Source organism: Psychrobacter okhotskensis, assembly GCF_013248965.1.
Classification (GTDB): Bacteria; Pseudomonadota; Gammaproteobacteria; order Pseudomonadales; family Moraxellaceae; genus Psychrobacter; species Psychrobacter okhotskensis.
Genome location: NZ_JABRVQ010000008.1, coordinates 58,083 through 79,737 on the forward strand (window position 1 = coordinate 58,083; position 21,655 = coordinate 79,737).

At 44.7% G+C, this 21,655-nt stretch carries 17 protein-coding genes; 6 read left to right on the plus strand and 11 right to left on the minus strand.

Annotation, left to right across the window (positions count from 1 at the left end; genetic code table 11):
- Positions 1-312: 312 nt before the first annotated feature.
- On the plus strand, positions 313-1,932 hold the full coding sequence (locus HQR03_RS05755; RefSeq protein WP_173239493.1) for an acetyl-CoA C-acetyltransferase: 1,620 nt from the start codon (positions 313-315) through the stop codon (positions 1,930-1,932).
- A gap of 231 nt (positions 1,933-2,163) precedes the next feature.
- On the plus strand, positions 2,164-3,177 hold the full coding sequence (gene ppk2, locus HQR03_RS05760; protein WP_244951983.1) for a polyphosphate kinase 2: 1,014 nt from the start codon (positions 2,164-2,166) through the stop codon (positions 3,175-3,177).
- A gap of 258 nt (positions 3,178-3,435) precedes the next feature.
- Here the strand turns inward: ppk2 and HQR03_RS05765 are convergent, their stop codons facing one another.
- The 10 genes from HQR03_RS05765 to rsmG all read right to left on the minus strand — a co-directional run bounded on the left by HQR03_RS05765 (position 3,436) and on the right by rsmG (position 13,784).
- Positions 3,436-3,783, minus strand: coding sequence for a PilZ domain-containing protein (locus tag HQR03_RS05765; protein ID WP_173239494.1), 348 nt, complete (start codon positions 3,781-3,783; stop codon positions 3,436-3,438).
- 145 nt (positions 3,784-3,928) lie between these two features.
- Entirely contained in the window at positions 3,929-5,065 is a 1,137-nt protein-coding gene (locus HQR03_RS05770; protein WP_173239495.1) for a DNA polymerase III subunit delta', read from the minus strand.
- Positions 5,066-5,222: 157 nt separating this feature from the next.
- The gene (gene kdsB, locus HQR03_RS05775) at positions 5,223-6,047 is read right to left on the minus strand and encodes a 3-deoxy-manno-octulosonate cytidylyltransferase (RefSeq protein WP_173239496.1); all 825 of its coding nucleotides are present in this window, start codon (positions 6,045-6,047) and stop codon (positions 5,223-5,225) included.
- Positions 6,048-6,083: 36 nt separating this feature from the next.
- Entirely contained in the window at positions 6,084-7,277 is a 1,194-nt protein-coding gene (lpxK, locus tag HQR03_RS05780) for a tetraacyldisaccharide 4'-kinase (protein ID WP_173239497.1), read from the minus strand.
- An 80-nt stretch (positions 7,278-7,357) separates the two neighbouring features.
- Positions 7,358-9,145 (minus strand): lipid A export permease/ATP-binding protein MsbA, encoded by a 1,788-nt coding sequence (gene msbA, locus HQR03_RS05785; protein WP_244951984.1) that lies wholly within the window; start codon positions 9,143-9,145, stop codon positions 7,358-7,360.
- A gap of 175 nt (positions 9,146-9,320) precedes the next feature.
- Complete coding sequence (locus HQR03_RS05790) at positions 9,321-9,752, minus strand: ExbD/TolR family protein (protein ID WP_025651795.1); 432 nt, start codon at positions 9,750-9,752, stop codon at positions 9,321-9,323.
- Between the two features lie 81 nt (positions 9,753-9,833).
- Positions 9,834-10,574 (minus strand): MotA/TolQ/ExbB proton channel family protein, encoded by a 741-nt coding sequence (locus tag HQR03_RS05795; RefSeq protein ID WP_173239498.1) that lies wholly within the window; start codon positions 10,572-10,574, stop codon positions 9,834-9,836.
- A 91-nt stretch (positions 10,575-10,665) separates the two neighbouring features.
- Positions 10,666-11,811, minus strand: a complete 1,146-nt coding sequence (locus HQR03_RS05800) for a ParB/RepB/Spo0J family partition protein (protein ID WP_173239499.1) — start codon at positions 11,809-11,811, stop codon at positions 10,666-10,668.
- Between the two features lie 262 nt (positions 11,812-12,073).
- Positions 12,074-12,847, minus strand: coding sequence for a ParA family protein (locus HQR03_RS05805; RefSeq protein ID WP_173239500.1), 774 nt, complete (start codon positions 12,845-12,847; stop codon positions 12,074-12,076).
- Positions 12,848-13,106: 259 nt separating this feature from the next.
- A complete protein-coding gene (rsmG, locus tag HQR03_RS05810) occupies positions 13,107-13,784 on the minus strand; it encodes a 16S rRNA (guanine(527)-N(7))-methyltransferase RsmG (protein ID WP_374190023.1) in 678 nt (225 codons plus the stop codon).
- 441 nt (positions 13,785-14,225) lie between these two features.
- Here rsmG and HQR03_RS05815 point away from each other — a divergent pair, with 441 nt between their 5' ends.
- The 3 genes from HQR03_RS05815 (at position 14,226) to HQR03_RS05825 (ending at position 19,129) form a co-directional block, all read left to right on the plus strand.
- Positions 14,226-17,078 (plus strand): ATP-binding protein, encoded by a 2,853-nt coding sequence (locus HQR03_RS05815; protein WP_244951985.1) that lies wholly within the window; start codon positions 14,226-14,228, stop codon positions 17,076-17,078.
- Positions 17,079-17,243: 165 nt separating this feature from the next.
- On the plus strand, positions 17,244-18,365 hold the full coding sequence (locus HQR03_RS05820) for a helix-turn-helix transcriptional regulator (RefSeq protein ID WP_173239502.1): 1,122 nt from the start codon (positions 17,244-17,246) through the stop codon (positions 18,363-18,365).
- A 116-nt stretch (positions 18,366-18,481) separates the two neighbouring features.
- Positions 18,482-19,129 carry a TerD family protein gene (locus HQR03_RS05825; protein ID WP_025651789.1) on the plus strand — a complete coding sequence of 216 codons (648 nt, stop codon included), beginning with the start codon at positions 18,482-18,484 and terminating at the stop codon, positions 19,127-19,129.
- 260 nt (positions 19,130-19,389) lie between these two features.
- Here the strand turns inward: HQR03_RS05825 and HQR03_RS05830 are convergent, their stop codons facing one another.
- A complete protein-coding gene (locus HQR03_RS05830) occupies positions 19,390-20,373 on the minus strand; it encodes an ion transporter (protein ID WP_025651788.1) in 984 nt (327 codons plus the stop codon).
- A 647-nt stretch (positions 20,374-21,020) separates the two neighbouring features.
- On the opposite strand from HQR03_RS05830, the gene HQR03_RS05835 reads away from it, so the two are divergent.
- Positions 21,021-21,653, plus strand: a complete 633-nt coding sequence (locus tag HQR03_RS05835) for an OmpW/AlkL family protein (RefSeq protein ID WP_173239503.1) — start codon at positions 21,021-21,023, stop codon at positions 21,651-21,653.
- The last annotated feature ends 2 nt before the right edge of the window (positions 21,654-21,655 follow it).

Genomic DNA, 21,655 nt, shown 5'->3' on the forward strand with positions numbered 1-21,655 from the left:
CTAATAATCAATACTAGCCAGTCTACGAAAGTTATCATTCTAAGAAATATCATGACTGCCTTTATAGCTATCAGTGGACTGAGAGATTACTGAGCTTAAATAAGAGTCACATAGTTTGCTAAAGACATACAGTAAGGCAGCAAAAACGCCTTATGATACACAGCTAGACGGTACAATAAATGATAATATTTGTTCACTGCATTAAATCACTGAGTCATACTGCTGAGCAACTTAAGCAATATATTTTGATTAGTCACCCTTTTTAAGGGCTATTTTCTTTTTTTCTTCTGCCAATATTTTAAGGATAATATTATGAGTAATAAAAATAATCACCCTGAGAGCCCTGTTGTTGAAAGCACAGTCGTAAAGTCTACTGATAGCAAAGCAAACAATGCTAAGTCTGAAAATACCAAATCAGACAATGCTAAGTCAGCAGATAGCGCTAAAAAAGACACTGCCGCTAATAAAACCAGCAGCACCGATAATAAAGCAACTACGGCCAAAACATCTGCTGTAAAAGATACTGACACTAAAAACACGAACACCAAAAGCACTGCCAGCGCAAAAGAAACGGATGATAAAGTCGATACTGCAGCTGCTAAAAAGACCGCCACTGCTGCTAAGAAATCAAGCACGAGCAAACTTACTTCAGGTCAAAACCGCGTTGCCATCCTAGGTGGTAACCGTATCCCATTTGCACGCTCAAATGGCTCATACGCAGACGTCAGCAACACAGACATGTTAACCGCTGCACTGAACGGTTTGGTTGAGCGCTTTAACTTACAAGATGAAAAAATCGGTGAAGTCGTTGCTGGTGCGGTCATGAAATTAAGCCGCGATATCAACTTAACGCGTGAAGCCACCTTAAACACTGCTCTAAACCCGCATACCCCAACTTATGACATCTCACAAGCTTGTGGTACTGGTTTGCAAGCAACATTCGCTTCTGCGAACAAAATCGCCCTTGGTATTATCGATTCAGCCATTACTGGTGGCGTAGATACCACCTCTGACGCACCTATCGCAGTTGGCGATGGCTTACGTAAGGTTCTTATCAAGCTAGGCGCTGCTAAAGACAACAAACAACGTCTAAAAGCATTGATGGGTTTAAATCCAAAAGACTTAATTGATTCACCACAAAACGGTGAGCCACGTACGGGTCTATCGATGGGCGACCATCAAGCCATCACAGCGCTTGAGTGGAATATCAGCCGTGAAGCACAAGATGACCTTGCCTTTAACAGCCATCAAAACCTCGCACGCGCTTATGACAAGGGCTTCTTTGATGACTTGATCACCCCGTATAAAGGGTTGACTCGTGACAATAACTTGCGTCCGGACACTACCTTAGAAAAGTTAGCCAAATTAAAGCCTGTATTTGGCAAAAAGAACGCCAACCCAACCATGACGGCTGCTAACTCTACCCCGTTAACCGATGGTGCATCTTGTGTACTACTGGGTACAGATGAGTGGGCAAAAGAGCATGGTCTGAAGCCATTGGCTTATATCGTTCATCAAGAGACCGCCGCTGTTGATTTCATCGGTAAGTCTGGCACGACAGAAGGCTTATTAATGGCCCCTGCTTATGCTGTACCGCGTATGCTTGAGCGCGCTGGTCTGACGCTACAAGACTTTGACTTCTATGAAATTCATGAAGCCTTTGCTTCACAAGTGCTATCAACACTAGCGGCTTGGGAAGATGAGACCTTCTGTGAAGAGCGTCTAGGTCTTGACGCCCCACTAGGCCCTATCGATCGTAGCAAGCTCAACGTCAATGGCTCATCATTGGCGGCAGGTCATCCATTTGCTGCTACTGGTGGTCGTATCCTAGCCACTGCTGCTAAATTATTGGATCAAAAAGGCTCAGGTCGTGCACTTATCTCTATCTGTGCCGCTGGTGGTCAAGGCGTTACTTGTATCCTAGAAAAGTAATTTCCTAATTCATTTAGCTAACCAATAAAGCTTTACGTTTTAAACACCCTTTAGTCCACTGATTGAAGGGTGTTTTTTTATGTCTATAATTTACTAGTTAAAAAAGAAAATTTAGTAAGCCATCAGTCAGCACACAATAATAAAACGTAGGCAATTCAAGGGCTCATCAGTAGATATGTTAAAGTAATGGTAATCAATAACAACCATAACACCATTTATCAGGAGCTTTCTATGAGCAAAACACCCTCAGCGATTGACCCCACCTCATTGACAGCGCAAGAGCGTAAGAAGCTCACCGCACCTGAACAAGGCAATTTCATCGATCGCATGGACAAAGACGTCTTTAATGATGAGCTGCGCCGCAAGATGCATCAAGACTTGATTGATACCTATGACGAAGAGCTTGAGAACGAGATCGATGATTACGTGCGGGACTTTCGTTTTGATGGTCGGGAGATGAGCGAGCAAGAAAGACTTGATCGCCGTATGTACTTTCAAGAGCTGGTACGGTTGCAGCGTGAGCTGATTAAATTACAAGATTGGGTGGTGGCTCGCGGTGAGCGTATTGTGGTGATATTTGAGGGTCGTGACTCTGCGGGCAAAGGCGGCGCTATCAAACGTATCACCCAGCGCTTAAACCCACGCGTTTGTAGAGTGGCCGCCCTACCTGCACCAACGGAACGTGAGCAATCACAATGGTATTTTCAGCGTTATGTGGCGCACTTGCCTGCTGCTGGTGAAATCGTACTGTTTGATCGTAGTTGGTATAACCGCGTCGGTGTCGAGCGTGTCATGGGGTTTTGTACGGATGCGCAGTATGAGGAGTTTTTTCAGTCGGTGCCCGAATTTGAACGTATGTTAGTACGCTCCGGCATTCGCTTGGTCAAATACTGGTTTTCGATTACTGATGATGAGCAACATTCGCGCTTTATGAGCCGCATTCATGATCCTCTTAAACAATGGAAGCTCTCAGCGATGGATCTGCAATCACGGCGGCGTTGGGAGGATTATACCAAGGCCAAAGAGACCATGTTCGAGCGTACTCATATCCCTGAAGCGCCATGGTGGGTGGTCGAAGGCAATAACAAAAAGCGTGCGAGGCTAAACTGTATCGCCCATCTGCTTGAGCAAATTCCTTATAAAGAGGTGCCGCGCGATGAGGTAGAATTGCCCGAGCGTAAACGCGATGATGAGTATTACCGTGAGCCGATTCCAGATGACATGTATGTACCCCCGCGTTATTAACCTGTCTTTTTGCTTTACTTAGTCGTACTTAATCCAGTCCTATTTTACTTAAAAAAATGCCGCCCTATATCTAAGGCGGCATTTTTTATCACACTAGTTGTGTTGAAACTTATCATGATTTCAACGGATAAGCGTGCGGATAGATATAGTCAAGGAATTTTAGAATCGCTACAAGGCGACCGACCGCAGATAGTACACTAAGTACATCTAGGGCGGGTAACACCGTAGCGGTTTAAAAGTGCTCTGACTATATACATACTACATAGTATAAGTAGACTGTAAACTGTCAATCTTACCAGCCAATAAACGCTCGACTTCGTTTTTAACTCTTTGGCCTGCGATATCAGTACCAATCTGCACGGCAAAACCGGCTGGACGACCGCTTTGGGCTTTAGAATTAATCCATACCACCTTACCATTCATCGGTAAGCGCTCACTAGAATTGGGCAAAGTCACCGCAATAAACACCTCATCGCCCAGCTTTTGCACGCGGTCAGAGGGAATAAATAATGCCCCATTATTGACAAAGGATAAATAGCTGGCGTACAACGTTTCGATATCTTCCATATGGCAGGTTAGAATCCCGCCACGCCCTGGCATTGCCATAGTCCGCTTCCTTTATAAATGAGGTTTGAGATATTTTTATGAGTAATACATAATACAGAGACCAGCACATTAACAAACCACCAAATGATCATTAAGCATCTTAATCTTCTTAGTCATGCTCTACTTACTTTCTATGGTGGATTGACTATAGATAGGCCAACTCTTGCATTAGCTTATCATAGGCGAATTTTTCTTGCACATTTTGTTGTAGCGCAATTTTAGTCTGTTGTAGGCTAGTCGCAAAGCCTTCTAAACCAATATCAGTAGGTTGATAAGTGTCTAATGCTACTGAGAGACTGATGTCTTTTTGCAGCTCGCTCAATCCTAAGCAGACACGGCGGATATCAAGCAGCATTAGCTCAGACAGCTGGATAAACTCTGCGATACTCAGCTGGGTTTGCCAATAATCGCTGGCTGCCACGCTACTGCGTTTGCCACTACGTAACGCTTGCCACGTCGTCAGCCATAACGCACGCTTACTGTACCAAGGTGCTTGCGCCAGCGCTATGGCGGCTAAAGGCGCACCGTTTGCCAATTGGATAAGCTGCTCAATCGCCGCCGTAGCGACCGCTTCACGATTAACCGTAGACCCAAGCGCTTGGGTCACGTAGTCAACAGCGCTAGCAGGCTCAATAGTTTGCAGAGCTAGCTGCTGAACCCGACTTTTGATAGTGGGTAATAGCTGCGCTGGCGTATCACTGATTAAGAATAAATGGACTTGCGCTTGTGGCTCTTCCAACGTCTTAAGCAGCGCATTGGCAGCAGCAACGGTCATTTGCTCGGCATGATCTAGCACGCAGATGCGCATCCCTTGCCCGCCTTGATAAATAAAAGGCTGCAACGCACGAATATCATCAACTTTTATTTTAAGAGCACTGTTGCTGGCGGTTTTGGCAGATTTTTTGTCCTTAGCGCTACTATTGGCAGTTTCTCTATTGCTTATATTTTCTGCACTGACTGGCATACTGACGAGAGGAAGCACTTGTAGGCTTGGATGGGTACCGGATCTGAGCCACTGACAGCTCTCGCATTCTGCGCAAGCGCCAGATGGATGAGTATCGCGCTTGCGGCACAATAACCAAGCGACTAAGCGCCATACAAACGCGCGCTTACCCATGCCTTGCATCCCTGCTGCGAGCAGGGCATGAGGCAAAGACTGCTGCGACGTTGATACCCGATTGGTCAACTGCGACCACAGACTTTGCTGCCACGGCAGTAACGGTGCAAAATAAATGCCATCTGAGGTATCTAATGCACCTGTATTTTCTGTGAGGTCACTCATAAATTTTGCTCGATAGCTTTGCTTGATGACTGTGTTTCACGATCATATTCCACGGCCGTATTTAACAACTGCGTTTGATGAATTGGTAAATAGCGCGATTAGTAGATAGTGCGATTGCTAGGCGTCACAATAATATTGCTTGGCAAAAATCATATTTTTACTTAGGCTGTTTAGCCATAGGATTCTGAAAATCTGCCAAACTCATGCTATTTAAACGGTCTAAATCTTCTTGCGTATCGACACCTGCTGGTAGCTGACAAGCGGCTGTGGCAATAGCAATATGACCGCCATTCTCTAAAACGCGTAATTGCTCTAAGCTTTCAAGTATTTCAAGCGGTGTTTGCGGCCAATGCACAAACTGCTGCAATAGGCTGACGCGATAAGCATATAACCCTAAATGACGATAAGCATTTTTGGGCGGCTGTTTCTGGCTTTCATTAGCCAATAAGACATCGCGATCGCAAGGAATCGGTGCTCGACTAAAATATAGCGCTCGCTGCAAATCATTAGCATGCTGACTGACAACCTTTACCACTGATGGACGCATAAAAGTCTCGTGGTCATCAATAGGCTCACATAAAGTAGCCATCACGCTGTCATTGTCTGCTACCAACAGCGCCTTCACCTGCTCTAATAATAGCGGCGGTACCAACGGTTCATCACCTTGCATATTGACCACAATATCATGCTCAGCCCAGCCTTTAATCGCAGCAACTTCTGCCAAACGGTCAGTCCCTGAAGCGTGCTCTGCGCTGGTCATCACCACATCAAAACCTGCATCCATACATACTTTGGCAATACGCTCATCATCGGTCGCAATACACATATCATCAGCGAAGTGGGCTGCCTGCGCCTTTTCGGCGACCCACAGAATCATCGGCTTACCATGAATGTTTAATAATGGCTTACCGGGTAATCGCGTACTCTTAAAACGAGCAGGAACGACAATATGCGTTTTGGCGGGCGTAATGATGGGCGACATAGTTTATTCCTACAAAAATCATTTGAATTTTAGGCTTTACGGCTTTTCACTATTACAGATATCAATATTTAAAACGGTTAATTGCTGCTGTAAATTATCATAACAACTACCCGATAGTACTGCAGTCACCGGCAATACCCAAAGTCTACTTATGAGAGCTTTATACTCAGCACTTAGTGGTTGCTCAGCAGTTAGTTGCAATAGTAAGGCTCTTAGTTTTACCGCATCTTTAGTGGTTACCACGATGGGATATTGGCGATATTGCAGCAGCTCAGCCATACTAAACTCATAATGGTCAGGATAAGGGTGACCAATGACCTCAAAACCAAGCGCGTGTAAAGTATCAAAAAACCGCTGCGGATAGCCAATACCGCTTACAGCGTGGACTTTGCTGCCCTTTTCAGGTGCTTTGTTATTTACTTCAAAGCCAGTTAATTGAAAATCACCAACTTGCGAATCAGAGGGTTGCGAATCAGTTATTTGCAAACTCGTCATCTTAGCGTCAGCCAATACCGGTTGCCATAATAGTTGCATGTCGTCTGCTTGCAGGTGCATAGACAGATGCTCAGCTTGTGACTGTTGCTCGGTGTTTTTACTATGAGGCGCTGCACTATTATTTGGCCCTTCATGATAAATAACAGTAGCACCTTCTAACCGTGACATTGGCTCACGTAAAAACCCGGTTGGCAATAACTGCTCATTACCAAAGCCCCGTGCTGCATCAACCACAATCCATTCAATGTCACGTTGCAACGCATAATGCTGCAAACCATCATCAGCAATGATTAATTGCAGGTCTGGATGAGCAGCCAATAAAGTAGTAATCGCTTGCTTACGATTGGGGCAGACCGCCATTGGTACACCCGTCATATTGACAATTAAACAAGGCTCATCCCCTACTATGCTCGGTAGACTGGCAGCATCGACCAAGGCTGGCATCTGACTGCTATCGCCACCGTAACCACGACTGATTACCCCTACTTTAATACCTTGAGCTTGTAGATAATCGACCAGAGCAATAATTAATGGCGTCTTGCCACTGCCACCCACGCTGATATTGCCAATCACCATCACAGGAACTGGAGCGCGGTAACTGGATAGTAATCCAAGCTTATAAGCTTGATGGCGCAGCATAGTAATGAGCCCATACAACCAGCTAATCGGCAATAATAGCCATAACCAAGCGGCTTGACGTTGCCATGCACGCGTCACTATCGTCTCAATGCTCATTCGTATTGGTCACTTTTCCATTAGCCTAATGCTCGTTTAGCAGCCTCATCGTTCAAACCTTAGTAAAACCCTTCACACTCTTACTCAAAATCGCGCTCATACATTTGTGCGTAATGACCTTGCAATCTTATCAATTCGTCGTGTGTCCCTAACTCAACGATCTGACCGCCATCCATCACTGCAATACGATCAGCCGACTCAATAGTGGTTAATCGATGGGCAATAACTAGCGTGGTACGGTCTTTCATCACGTTATCGAGCGCTTGCTGAATGTAATACTCAGATTCGTTATCCAAAGCGCTGGTTGCTTCATCCAATATTAAAATCGGCGCGTCTTTTAATAGCGCACGGGCAATCGATAAACGTTGACGTTGACCGCCAGATAACTGCAGACCTTCAGCACCAATCTCACTTTGATAACCATTTGGCATCTTCACAATAAAGTCATGGGCAAAGGCATCTTTTGCGGCCCGCTCAACTTGAGCTTGGGTTTTATTGGCCAAGCCACCATAGGCAATATTATTAAATACTGTGGTATTAAATAGCACCACTTGCTGATTGACCATGGCAATCTGGGCGCGCAAGCTCTCTAAGGTAATATCTTCTATCGGCATACCATCTAAGGTAATTTGCCCAGAAGAAGTCGATAAGGTACGCGTTAGTAAGTTCACTAAGGACGACTTACCCGCGCCACTTCGTCCTACAAGTGCAACCGTTTCACCTGCTCGGATATCCAACGTAAAGTCACGTAGGGCCACCGTCGAGTCAGGATAAACCAAGCTGACATTATCTAAGCGAATCTCACCAGATAGTGCTGGGTTTAACACGCCAGTATCTTCTTCTTCTGGCTCATCCAGTAAAGCAAAGATAGACACCCCTGCTGCGATACCCTTTTGCAATTTCTGATTGACATCAGTTAGTGAACGTACCGGCTTACTCAATAACCCAGCGGCGGCAATGTAAGAAATGAACTCACCAGCTGAAATATTATCTATCACCGCAGGACGCAGCGCGAGCCACACCACGACCGACATGGCTATTGCCATCAGAAGCTGTACCGCTGGTGTGTTAATACTGTTAGTGATGACAACTTTCATGCCTTGGCGTAAGTTCTTTTTTGAAGTCAGATCAAACCGCTTGGATTCGTACGCTTGTCCACCGTAGTTTTTGACCACTTGATAGCCACCGATGACTTCATTGGTGATATGACTGACATCACCCATCGTCTGTTGAATACCTTTAGAAAGCTTAAGATATCGCTTGGAGGCGATACGAATCAGCCACAATATAGGAGGAAGCACAACAAACAAAATCAAGGTTAAACGCCAATTACTGTATAGCAAAAAGCCAATCAATCCTATGACCGTCAAACCATCGCGCAATACCGTTTTCATCGAATCAGTGCTGGCAGCGGTGACCTGCTCAACATCAAAGATGAGCTTTGACGAGATGGTGCCAGCTGGGTTGGCCAGATAAAACGAGCTTGGCAAGCGCAGCAATTTATTAAAGACTTCCACTCGCAGCTCATATACCAAATTACGAGAGACCAAAGCAGAGTAATAATTACCTAAAAAGCTACCCACACCGCGTACAAAGAACAGTCCGATGATCAATAGGGGAAATAAGGCTTTCTTGCTTTGATCTCCTTGAGTAATAGCGTCAGTAATGTACTGTAGAAGTTTGGCAACCCATATCTCTGTCGTAGCATTGATGGCAAAGCCCAAAACTGTTAGTAACAGCGCCCACCAATAGGGTTTTAGATAACTGAGTAGACGCAATAATGTTTTGCGCTTAGGCGTGTTGGCTGGCGACACTAATGTGCTCTTAGTAGAAGTTTTTGTAGAGTCAGGTTGATAAGCTTGGCTCATAAAAGCCTCAATTTGGGTGTTATGACATGAATGGACTGTGCTGATGGCACAATTTTATAGGATTTTGATGTTATACAACAGCGGTGCAAAGCTGACATTTTTTAAATCGTACAATTAGAAATTATGGTGCAAAAACACCCAAAGGCTATTGTGGTAAAAGCTATTGCGATAAAAGTTATTGTGGCAAAGGCTGACCGAGTGGTACGACGGTACTAATATTTAGGTTTAAAAAACCCAGCTTACCGGCAATATCCATGACCCGCACCACTGATTGATGGGTAGCATTGGCATCCGCTGCAATAACAAATAGCATGTCACGATTACTGCCCGCCTCTTGCTGTAACATACTGGTCAACTCAGCCTCATTGCTGCTGGCAAGAGTAATACCATTAACCAAATAACTGCCATCCTCTTGTACCGCCACCTCGATACTGTTTTTCTCTTCTGTCAGTGCCACACCTTCTGCTTCGGGCAGAATGATATTTAAGCGACTAAAATGATTAAACGACGTCGCCAGTAGCAAGAACACAATTAAGAATAATAAGCAGTCAATCATTGGCGTTAGATTAATTTCGAGCGGCTCAACCGTTGGTTTTCTAAAGCGCATATCACTCTCTTTAATTGACTTAATACTTATTTTCTTAATGAACGACTGTTCATATTATTGCGAATACGACTCATACCATTGTTAATACGATGACGTTGCTGCCGTACTATTATCTAAACTTAGCGCATCCACTACATGCTTATTGTCTTCATTTTCGGCAGGTGATGCACCCTGTATTGGCTTCTTCAAATGAGTATTATGAGTATTTTCAAGCAATTGATAATCATACAACTCTTGAATCATCAGACCTGCTTGGGTCTCAAACTGGGCGTTGATATCAATGATACGACGCTGAAAATAACGATAGGCAACCAACGCTGGTATAGCTACAATCATGCCCGCTGCTGTAGTGATTAGTGCTTGGGACACGCCAGCGGCGAGCATCGTTGGGTCTTGCATCGCGCCATCAGTAATCGCTAAGAACGACGAGATAATCCCCAATACCGTCCCCAATAATCCGAGTAGCGGCGCAATCGCTCCTATGGTACCGAGCATATTGATGTTCTTTTCTAACTGATGTACCTGCACACTGGCACGATTCTGCATATGCATGGTCATCGAGTCCAAACCATACTGACGATAGAGCAAACCAGTGGCTAAAATATCACCCAAGGGTGTCTTTTCTTTAACATTCATCAACTGGGTACGGCCAATATCGCCGTTTTCGCGTAGGCGGGTGATTAGCTGTTCGCGCAATCTGCCCGGTACAATTTTATTAAACTGTAAGGTATGGCTACGCTCGATGATGATGACTAATGCCAGTATTGAACACACTACAATCGGCGTCATTAACCAACCGCCCGCCTTTACCAACTCCCACATACTGACTCTCTTCTATATACTTACAAAATGGTTGTTACAAGGATAGCTCTATATCTAAGCATTTAAGCCGTAGTCGCACTTATGCAGCGTCTTAAGCTTGCGCTTCTATATGCTTTATCAAGGCGGCTAACTGATCTTGGCTATGGAAGAATATCTCGACACTTCCTTGCCCATCTTTTTTATGTTTCAATTTGACTTCAGCACCTAGCATGTCGGTCAAACGCTGTGTCAAACGCTCTGCATCACGAGAGTGAGATTGCTCGGTACGACTGACTTTAGGTGCAGGCTGTAAGATCGATTTGACCAGTTTTTCAGCTTCTCGCACCGTCATGCCGCCATCAATGATTTTTTGCGCAATGATAGGCTGTTGTTCTGAGGATAATGCCAAAAGCGTGCGCGCATGCCCCATATCTAGGGCGCTGTTGGCTAAATGGTCTTTTACCGTATCGTGCAGCTGATTCAAACGCAGCAGGTTCGATACCGTCGTGCGGGCTTTGCCAACGACTTCGGCAATCATCGCATGACTCATGCCAAATTCTGTATGAAAGCGCTGTAGTGCAGCGGCTTGCTCAATCACTGATAAATCTTCACGTTGGATATTTTCAATCAATGCCAGCGCAATGGCCAGCTCATCTGATAGGGCACGCTCAATGGCAGGAATGACAGACTTGCCCGCCATTTTTGCTGCACGCCAGCGCCGCTCACCTGCGATGATTTCGTGGGTGACGAATGCCTCGCTTTTGTCTTCGTTGGCTAATAGTGGACGGATAACAATGGGCTGCATCACGCCATGCTGCTCGATAGAAGAGGCCAATTCCATTAGGGCAGTCTCGCTCATATCACGGCGCGGTTGATATTTACCCGCTTGTAGACGTGCCACATCGATTTGCACCAAGCTGATTTGGTCTTCTGCGCCATTATTGTCTGTGCTAGCTGCACGAGACTTATTGGCAGGTATTTTGCTTGCCGTACGCGGCGAGCGGGCGGTACGACTACCATCAGTTGCGACAGACGCTGTAGTTTTTGCAGCCGGTTTTGCACTGGCTTTGGCGCGAGCAGTTTTGGCAGGCGCACTGGCTTCTTCGCTATCAGCTTCTAGCGCTTCAGCTGGCACAGTGTTGTCACGCGCAGCCATATCATCTTGCAAGGCAGAGGCGGTAATTTGCTTTTCTTTTTTGATTGACCCTAACAAGGCATCCAAGCCTCGATTAGCAGCCAATCCTCTTTTCTTCGCCATGATTACCTATCCTCTAACGCTAAAATAAAAGCCAAATAATTGTTACTGCGGCTTACTCATTGCTACAGCCTGCCCACTATAAATCACTACAGACTCAACCCCGCTGACCATACTAATGTATCGCTAGCACTCAGTTGTCTTGTATTGATATTATTTTGGACTGACGATAATAAATACGATGTTTAATACTATTTTCTGTTTGGTCATTTTCCATTATGACTAGTTTTTGGTGCTTATACACACAAAACTATTGGCTTTTTTATTACTGTTTCATCACTTCAGCAGCCAATTTTTGATAAGCACGCGCCCCTTTTGACCAGCGCTCGTACGCGATAACTGGCAAGCCATGTGCGGGTGCTTCTGCCAAGCGGATGTTTCTTGGAATATGTGTCTTGTACATGATATCGCCAAAGTGCGCTTCTAATTCAGCAGAGACATCGCGAGCCAATGTATTGCGCGCATCGAATAACGTTCTGACGACGCCGCGAATATATAGCTTCGGATTGAGCTCTGTTAGACGTTCAATCGTTTGCGACAAGTCCGCTAAGCCTTCTAATGCATAATACTCACACTGCATAGGAATAATAACCCCGTCGGTGGCGACCAAGGCATTAATCGTCAGCAAGTTTAAGCTTGGGGCGCAATCTATAATCACATAATCATAAGCAGGTTTGTTAGCCGCGATCTGATCATTGACCAACGCTGCCATCGCTGTCTTAAACAGCTCATGACTGTTGGTTTTACTCATTAAGGTGATATCCATACCAGCCAAATCACGATTGGCCCCGATCACATCGAACCCTGCTGGACTGGTCACAATAGCATCAGACAGCGAAACACCATCCAGCAACACATCGGCGATGGTCAACTCTAATTCGTTTTTGTCCACCCCAGTACCACTAGTTGCATTGCCTTGTGGGTCTAAGTCAATCAGCAGTACATGCTTGCGCTTAGCAGCCAAGCTGGCGGTCAAATTTACCGCCGTTGTGGTTTTACCCACGCCGCCTTTTTGATTCGCAATTGCTATGATTTCCATACACTCACTCAATTTAATTAGGGTCTTTACTGTATTTTACCGACTGTCTGTACTATGTATCTGTGACTGCCTACTTTTAATAATTGCCTGTTATTAATAGTCATTTTAGCAATCGCAATCTTTGGCGTTCAGCTTCTTATCACTATAATACACATGATACTTATAATATAAATGGCTCGCTTTGCATAAGGCTTTTTAGATATTATGCTATTTAAATATCAAGGTAAACGATGTTTCACGACTACAAGGTGCTCATAGCTTAGACATTTTTAGCAGACAATTCAATTAAATGACGACTGTCATGCAGACGTGGCACGTTAAGCTTAATGGTCTTAATATGCCAGTCGTTATCTAGCGCTTGTAACTCTTCATCACTTGGCGCTTTACCCTTCATCGCACATAAATAACCATTATCCGCCAGTCTTGGCTGCGCGGCCTCAACAAAATCGATTAGACTGGCAAAGGCTCTAGAGGTGACCACGTCATAGCTGGCCTCATGCGCTTCAATACGAGAGGCGATAGGCTGCATATTGCTCAAGCCCAGCTCGCTACTGATTTGCTTAATAAAACGAATCTTTTTTTGATTGCTATCAAGCGCCGTACACTGCCGCTCAGGCTGACAAATCGCAATTATTACGGCGGGCAAGCCAGCCCCTGTACCGATATCTAGCAGTGACCCCGACGGCAAATGCGTTATAATAGCCAAGCAATCAATCACATGCTTAATCAGCGCCTCTTCTGGATCGGTGATAGCGGTCAGATTATACGCTTTATTCCACAATAAAAGCTGGTCTAAGTACAATAATAACGTGCGCTGCTGCGTCTCACTTAACGGTAGACTTAGCTCATTAATCGCTTGTGCCAAGGTATTAGCTAGCGCTGGCAATTGCGCGCCAAGCTTTACAAAGCCAGTCGGGTCGATATGGATATTACCCATGTTGGCAGGCGATGAAGTTTTTTTAGCGGAAGCTGACATACAACGAGTTATCCAGTTTTGACATGTGAACCGTCTATTTTATCATGCAGTCTGCCTATTGAATAGTTGCAGATTGCGCCAATGTGAGACATCTTATACTATCTGCGAGGCTATTGAGGCGTTATTCTGCTTTGATGGCATTAAACTGACCCTCTATCTGTTGCTCTTTTATTGATTATTTTCAGTGACGCATCCAATTATGATACAAATCTGCGTTTAATGACTTATTTAAAACACCGCCATATCTTGTAAGATGTCTTATTACCAATTAAAAAATTACTCATTAAAAATTAAGCATAAAGAAACTGTGTAAAAAAATTAATACCTACTCTACCCTTTAAAAACAATTCATTTTTTAAGACGACACACCATACGCCTATGACCGAACAGAAACATGCCCCTATGTCCAAAACATCAAATGACGCTAATATAAAAGACACGACTAATATGGTAACACCCATTGCTGAATTGACCGACCAAACGACAGACGGCACGCAAACAACACTAGATACGCCGCATCCCCTCTTTACTGAGGTAAAACAGCACTGCCTTGTCAGCGCTGAGCAATTAAAGCGCTATAGCAATGCCGATGAGCTGCCGACGGACACACGTACCGCGCCAGATTTGGACGTGGGCTTTGGTCAACAGCGTGCGTTAAAAGCGTTGCAGACGGCTTTGGATATCAAAGCCAGTGGCTATCATGTGTTTGCGGCTGGTGAAAATGGCTTGGGCAAACGCACCGTTATCAGCCGCTTACTGACCCGTATCGCTGCCGATGCGCCGACCCCTGATGACTGGGTTTATGTACATAATTTCACCGATCCACGCACACCGCTCGCCTTGCGCCTTCCTGCTGGTCAAGCCTCGCTACTGCAGCAGCAAGTTAATAGTCTATGGCAACAGGCCAAAAAACGCCTGAGCCAGCGCTTTCGTAGCGACCAGTATCAAAGCAAGATTGAAGCCATCAAAAACGACACGCATCAAAAAGAAAGTCAGGCTTATGATGTGCTCAATGCTGAGGGTAAGCAATATGATTTGGCATTGACGTTTCGCTCCTTTGATAACAAAGCCGTGTTTGTCCATCCAAGCCAACTGACAACAGAAACCGATCAAGTCGCGACTGAAAACAATAATGCGGATAATAAAGATGCCAAAACATCTATCAACAGTCAAAACACATCAGTAATCGGAGAAAGTAAGAAAACGACTATTTCTAGCAAAGATGCTACTGACGGTAACGACAACGAATATGGCAATAGTGAATACGAAGCTGAGCTAAGTAACTTCGTGCAAAAGAACCATATGCAAAAACGCTTGAGTCAGCTGACCATCGCCTTAGAGCAGTTAGAAGACGAAGCCAATGACGCCATAGAAGCATTACATCGCAATATTGCACGTCGTGCACTGCAACCTTTGTTTACCCCTATTTATGAGCAGTTTGCCAGTCATCCGCTGGTCGTTGATTATCTCAAAGCGGTATTTGCCGACATGGTTACGCATGTCGAGCGCATCGTCAATGGCGATGATGAAGAGTTTGTGACGGCAGTTCTGGCGACGACTCCGAGCCGTTACGCGGTCAATGTCATTGTCAGTCACACGCCAGACAGCGGCGCACCCGTTGTCTTTGAAGATTTGCCGACGCATTTGAACTTATTGGGTCATGTTGAGCAAATCACCCAACTGGGCACGGTGACCACCGATGTCAGTATGATTCGAGCGGGCGCCCTGCATCGTGCCAATGGCGGCTATTTATTGTTAGAAGCCAGTCATTTACTTGAGCATCCTTATGCATGGCAGGGTCTTAAGCGCGCACTACAATCGCGTAAAATCAAACTCTCAAGTCTTGAGCAGATGCTAACCTTAACAGGAAGCTTATCATTAGCACCTGCGCCCATTGACCTTGATATTAAGGTGATTTTGCTTGGCGAAGCAGACTTGTATTATGAGCTATTAGAGCTTGAGCCTGAGTTTGATGCGGTATTTAAAGTACGTGCTGACTTTCATGATGATGTGCCTCGCAGCAGTGAGCACGAATTGGCACTGGTCGCAAAAATGGCCGACATTATTGATTATGCCGACCTCTACCCGTTTGATCGTAGTGCACAAGCCGCCCTACTCGAGCATTTAAGCCTGCAAGCAGAAGACCAAGATCGCTTAAGTTTGCACAGTGATTTACTGATTAAGCTATTGCATGAGTCCAACCGTCATGCACGTTTGAGCGGTAACAACATTGTCAATGCTCATCATGTCACGCAAGCCATCGATGATATGGACGAGCGCTCAGGATACCTGCGTGACCTCTATTGGGATGAGCTCAAAAACGGTCAACAGCTTATCCAAACCACAGGCAGCGCTGTCGGACAAGTCAATGCGCTGACAGTGGTCAGCTATGCCGATAGTGAGTTTGGCATGCCCGCCCGCCTGACTGCCGTTATTCAACCAAATATCGGTACGGGTGAGATTCTCGACATTGAGCGCGACGTGGATTTGGGTGGTAGCTTACACGCCAAAGGCATGCTGATTATGACCAGCTATTTGCGCGCGTTATTTAGCCAACATCATGCGCTCAACTTTAGTGCCTCACTTGCTTTTGAGCAAAGCTACGCGCATATCGATGGCGATAGTGCCACCGTTAGCGAAGGCTGTGCGCTATTGTCCGCTTTAGCAAATGTGCCGATTGATCAGTCATTTGCCATTACTGGCTCTATGAACCAATTGGGCGAAGTGCAAGCGGTTGGTGGCATCAATTCCAAAATTGCCGGATTCTTTGATGCATGCCGCGAGCAAGAATTGACTGGGCAGCAAGGCGTGGTCATTCCGATGGCCAATGTTAAACAGCTTATGCTGCGCGACGATATCATTGCCGCTGTCAAAGCAGGCGAATTTCATATTTATGGTGTGCATACTCTAAGTGAAGCACTGACGTTAATGACTGGTCTACCTATCGATACCGTGAATAAAAAAGGTCGCTATCGTAAAGAGACATTGTTTGGCAAAGTCCTAAGCCGTTTGATGTTATGGGATGAAAATCAAGATAACAATGACGATGACATTGACGAAAAAAAATCCAAAAAGAAAGATAAAAAGCAGCAGAAAGCAAAACGTCAGAAAAAAGCAGACAAGAGAAAAAAACAGAAACGTAAAAACAAGAAAGACAATAATGAAGCTGTGATGGATGACGATTCTAGTATCAATCAAAGCATCGATCAGAGTGTGGATACTAATGATACCAAAATGTCCATTAATGCCATATAGGCTGATGTATAGCGAAATTTAGCCATTTAAAACCACTTAATGAATCAATAGGCTAATTGATAGGATGCCCTAGACGCTACGATGCTTTTCTGCGATGATAAACGGCTAGTGACTCGATAAAGATACCTAAAAACTGACTCGTGACTTCATAAAGGTTATCGCTTAATGACTGTACATCCTGCTAATGCCGACCTACTCCAAACTCAAACAGATGCTATTGAGCAAGCCAATAGCGTAGCGGCTGCGGGCAACAATGTCTCAGAAGACAGCAGCGATAATCGCCACGGTGCAGCAACGACGGCGCGGCAGTGGCAAGTGTTATCACAACTACAGCGCAATCGCTGGGTGGGTACCACGCATATTTATGAGCAGTTGATGATGGCAGGCTTTGATATTAGCCTGCGCACGGTACAGCGCGACCTAAATGCGCTGGCGAAACGTTTCCCTATCGAAAAAAACAATGCCAATCCGCAAGGCTGGCGCTGGCGTGATGATGCACCATTACAAAGCTTACCGCACATGAATCTCTCACAAGCGGTTGCCTTTAATATGGTTGAGGCCAATCTGACCCAGCTATTACCGCCTGTTATTTTAGATGAGTTATTTCCGTGGTTTGACCTAGCACGGCGGCAGCTAAAAAACAGCAAAGTCACCCATTCATGGATAGACAGAGTGCGCATCGAGCCTGCCACTCAGCCATTAATCGCCCCACATATTGACTTGGATAGCAAAGACAATATTTACCACGCGCTGTTTTATCAATTACAAATTAAAGCCTGCTATACCCGTAGCAATAAATCGCAAGCCGGTGAATACATCCTAAATCCCATCGCTATCATTCAACGCGGCGTCATCATTTACCTACTGGCAACTCGCACGGATGATCCAGAGACTGTCATTCGCACATTTGCCTTGCATCGATTTGCCAGCGTCGAGATTTTAGAAAGTGCCGCAAAGACTCCCGATAATTTTCACCTTGACAGTTATTTGGACGCCGGTGGTATGGGCTTTAGCCATCCATTATTTCGTGAGCTGTCCGATCATGGCAAAAATATGCCTATTGAGCTACAATTCACCAAACAAGCGGGCAAGAGCCTAACTGAAAGCAAGCTTAGCGATGATCAAACGGTTACCTTGAATGACGATGACACACTGACCATTCAGGCAACGGTGAATTTGACCTCCCAGCTGGTCTGGTGGTTGCGCGGTTTTGGCAATGGTCTCTTAAATGCCAAACCTGAGCTGCTATATCAAGCTGTCTTGGATAAAGCCTTGGATAATCAATGACGCGGATAAAGCACACTTTTTAATTTGAACCTTCTTTATTTTGAGTTCTCTTTATCCGGAGCAATACTCAGTTAATATCAAATCATTTAAATCATCAAAAAATAACAAGGAATATTATGTCGACCACTGCCCCGTCACCACTACTATCAGACAGTTTAAAAGGATTAGGTTTGGATGCGGGCACGTTATTTTTTGCGCTCAACTACGAGTTTACCAAGACTGAACCCAAAGGTATGTTGAAGCGTTTTAAAAAGAATGAAGGGGCGATTGATATCGACTTAGCGTGCGCCTTGTATGACGATAACTGTACTATTAGCGATATCGTCTGGTTCAAACAGCTACGCGATAAGGCCGAATCAGTACGCCATCAAGGGGACAGTCTGAACGGCAAAGACCGTGGCGACCAAGCAATGTACCTAGCCCCACTTGACCAAGAGCAAATCAGACTCTACTTGGACAAGATTCCAGCACATATCACCCATATTGCCTTGCTTGCTAACTCTTACCACGGTCATGCTTTTTTTCGAGTCAAAAAAGGTGAGATTCATTTAAGTGATGATGAAGGCAACCGCTGTTTTGAGGTTAATCTAAAGCAACTGCCGCGAGATTGCTCTACGCTTTGGGTCGCCCATTTGCGCCGAGAAGTAGATGATTGGCATCTGACATTGCAAAACCTACCGCTTGCCGCCGAAGACTTAGCCACAGCAGCGCAGCAAGTCGCTCATGAATTGGCACGTGCGCTGCCTATTCCACAAGGCGTGTAACATCAAATCAGGTATAATGGACACAATCTCATGTGATAAAAAAGGGTGCGACGTTCTCTAAACGTTGCACCCTTTTTGTAAACTCTGATTTTTGCAAATTCAAAATAATTACTACGAATATAGTGAGTGAAAAGTAATATCAATATATCACGCACTGCTGATATCCATTTTTCTTACTTGCTATGCCTGCGCAGACAGAGGCTACAAAAAATTGATATCAGCAATACCGTCACATTTTTAAGATATCCTAACTATATTACTTACAAAGCCTCACCGCAATGCGGACAAAAATTCTTTTGCCGCTCATCGACTTCATTTTCACGGCGTTCCAGTTCTTTTTCGCGCAATACCTGTAGTACGATGTTTTGCGCCTGCTCCTTATCTAGCCCAAGCTCACGACGTATTTTCTCTACCATCATCTGGTTCTGTATCAAATCAAAATCGCTATCGACCAGTTGCTCACGAAAGTGCTGCTCTAGCTCTTCACGGCGCTGGTTCAGCTCATTTGCCAAACCCGTGGCTAGAATACCTGCAGGCAATGCGGCCAGACCGACACCCAGTATCGTAATGATCGCGCCCAATATTTTACCGGCATTGGTAATAGGTGTCACATCACCATAACCCACTGTCGTCAGCGTCACTACCGCCCACCACATGGCTTTAGGGATAGACTCAAACTCTTCTGGCTGGGCATGGTTCTCCACCAGATAAATACCACTAGAAGCGGTCACAATCATGATAATTAGAATAAAAATAACGGCTTGAAATGAGCCTTTCTCTTTACTGATTACCACCAATAAAATACGCATCGACGCAAAATAACGCGTTAGTTTAAGAATACGGAAGAGGCGCAAAATACGTAAGAAGCGTAAATCAATTGTGACAAAGAAGTTCAAGAACGCCGGCACAATAGCAACCAAATCAATCAATGCCGAGGGGCTTTTTAACCATTGCCAACGCTGACGCCAAGTGGTGTGATCGGGCTTCGCTTCGGCAACACTCCACAAACGTAGCAGATACTCAATAGAGAACACTACGATGGAGAAGTTTTCAAACCATGTAAAATAATCTTGATAAGGGTAGTACCAACTGTCTACAGACTCCGCAATCACGGCTGCCACGTTGGTCATGATTAGAAATATCAGAAAATAATCGACGTAGCGGCTAAAAAGCGTGTCATGCTCATCATTTTGCAAAATGTTATAAACGAAAGTACGCAAGCGCCGTATATGTTGGAATTGCATGCGGTCCCTATACGGTGTAACACCGATCTTATGATAATGAAATAAAAGTATTAAAGCCTGATTATCGCGCTAAATGACATAATGAAAAGCAGTATCATTATACAAAATTTACGTAATAAATGTAGACGCAAGCCAGCAACATTAACCCCGTCGCAAGAAAGGTGTATTGTAAAAATCGCTCATCGGCACGTAATTGACGACTGAGATTTTGAGCAGGCAATAAAAAAAGGCCGCATTCTGGGCAACAAGAATCCACTTGGTTTAATAAAGTCATTGAACGTGCTTGTCCGCAGCGCAACGGCGAGTTACTACAGTAGCCCAGCATAATACACCCTATCCGTCGTTGTTAATTGTCCCTTTATATTAATTTATACCAGCCGTATAAAAACTGACTACTAACTTACAGTAACGAGAACTGTTTAACAAATATGTTTTGATGAACCTGTCATTTACACCATAACTTTTTATTCCCTTAAAATTATTAAGGGTTTTTTAGTTAAAACCTTACTGTTAAAATGGTTTTAATGCTACAATAGCGTTACAATGTTACAAGGCAATCTATAATGATAACATTGTGTATCAGCACTTAATGCCATCCCTCATTAAATGCTTATCGATAACCTATTATTGCGTTGAGGAATCAAACGATGAAACTACAATCCCTAGTTTTAGCTGCTACAACTTTTTTAGCCATGACCACTGCTTTTGCCGTACCTGCGGGCACATGGTCCGTGGCTGCTGGCGCTCATATGGTCGACCCTAAAAGCAATAACGGCACACTTGCAGATGGTACACTTTCTGTAGAAGTTGATGATGATATCCGTCCAACTATCAGCGGTGAGTACTTCTTTGCTGATAACGTCGGTGTCGAACTGCTAGCGGCGATTCCATTTCATCACGACATCACTCTAACCGATGCTGATGGCAATAAAATTGATGCAAAAACTCAGCATCTCCCACCTACTTTATCTATACAATATCATTTCGATGGCTATGACCTACCAATGAATATCAAGCCATTTGTTGGTGTGGGGGTCAACTATACAACTTTCTTTAAAGAAAGAATTTACCTTGGTAATGGTAACGATTTAGAGCTTGATGATAGCGTCGGCGTAGCCGGTCATGTCGGTCTTGACATACCTTTTGCTCCGACTGAAGCCTTCCGTATTGATGCACGCTATATGGATATCAAAACAGATGCTAGCCTAAATGGTAATGACATCGGCGAGGTCGACATCAGTCCTTGGGTATATGGCGTCGCTTTCGTTAAACAGTTTTAATT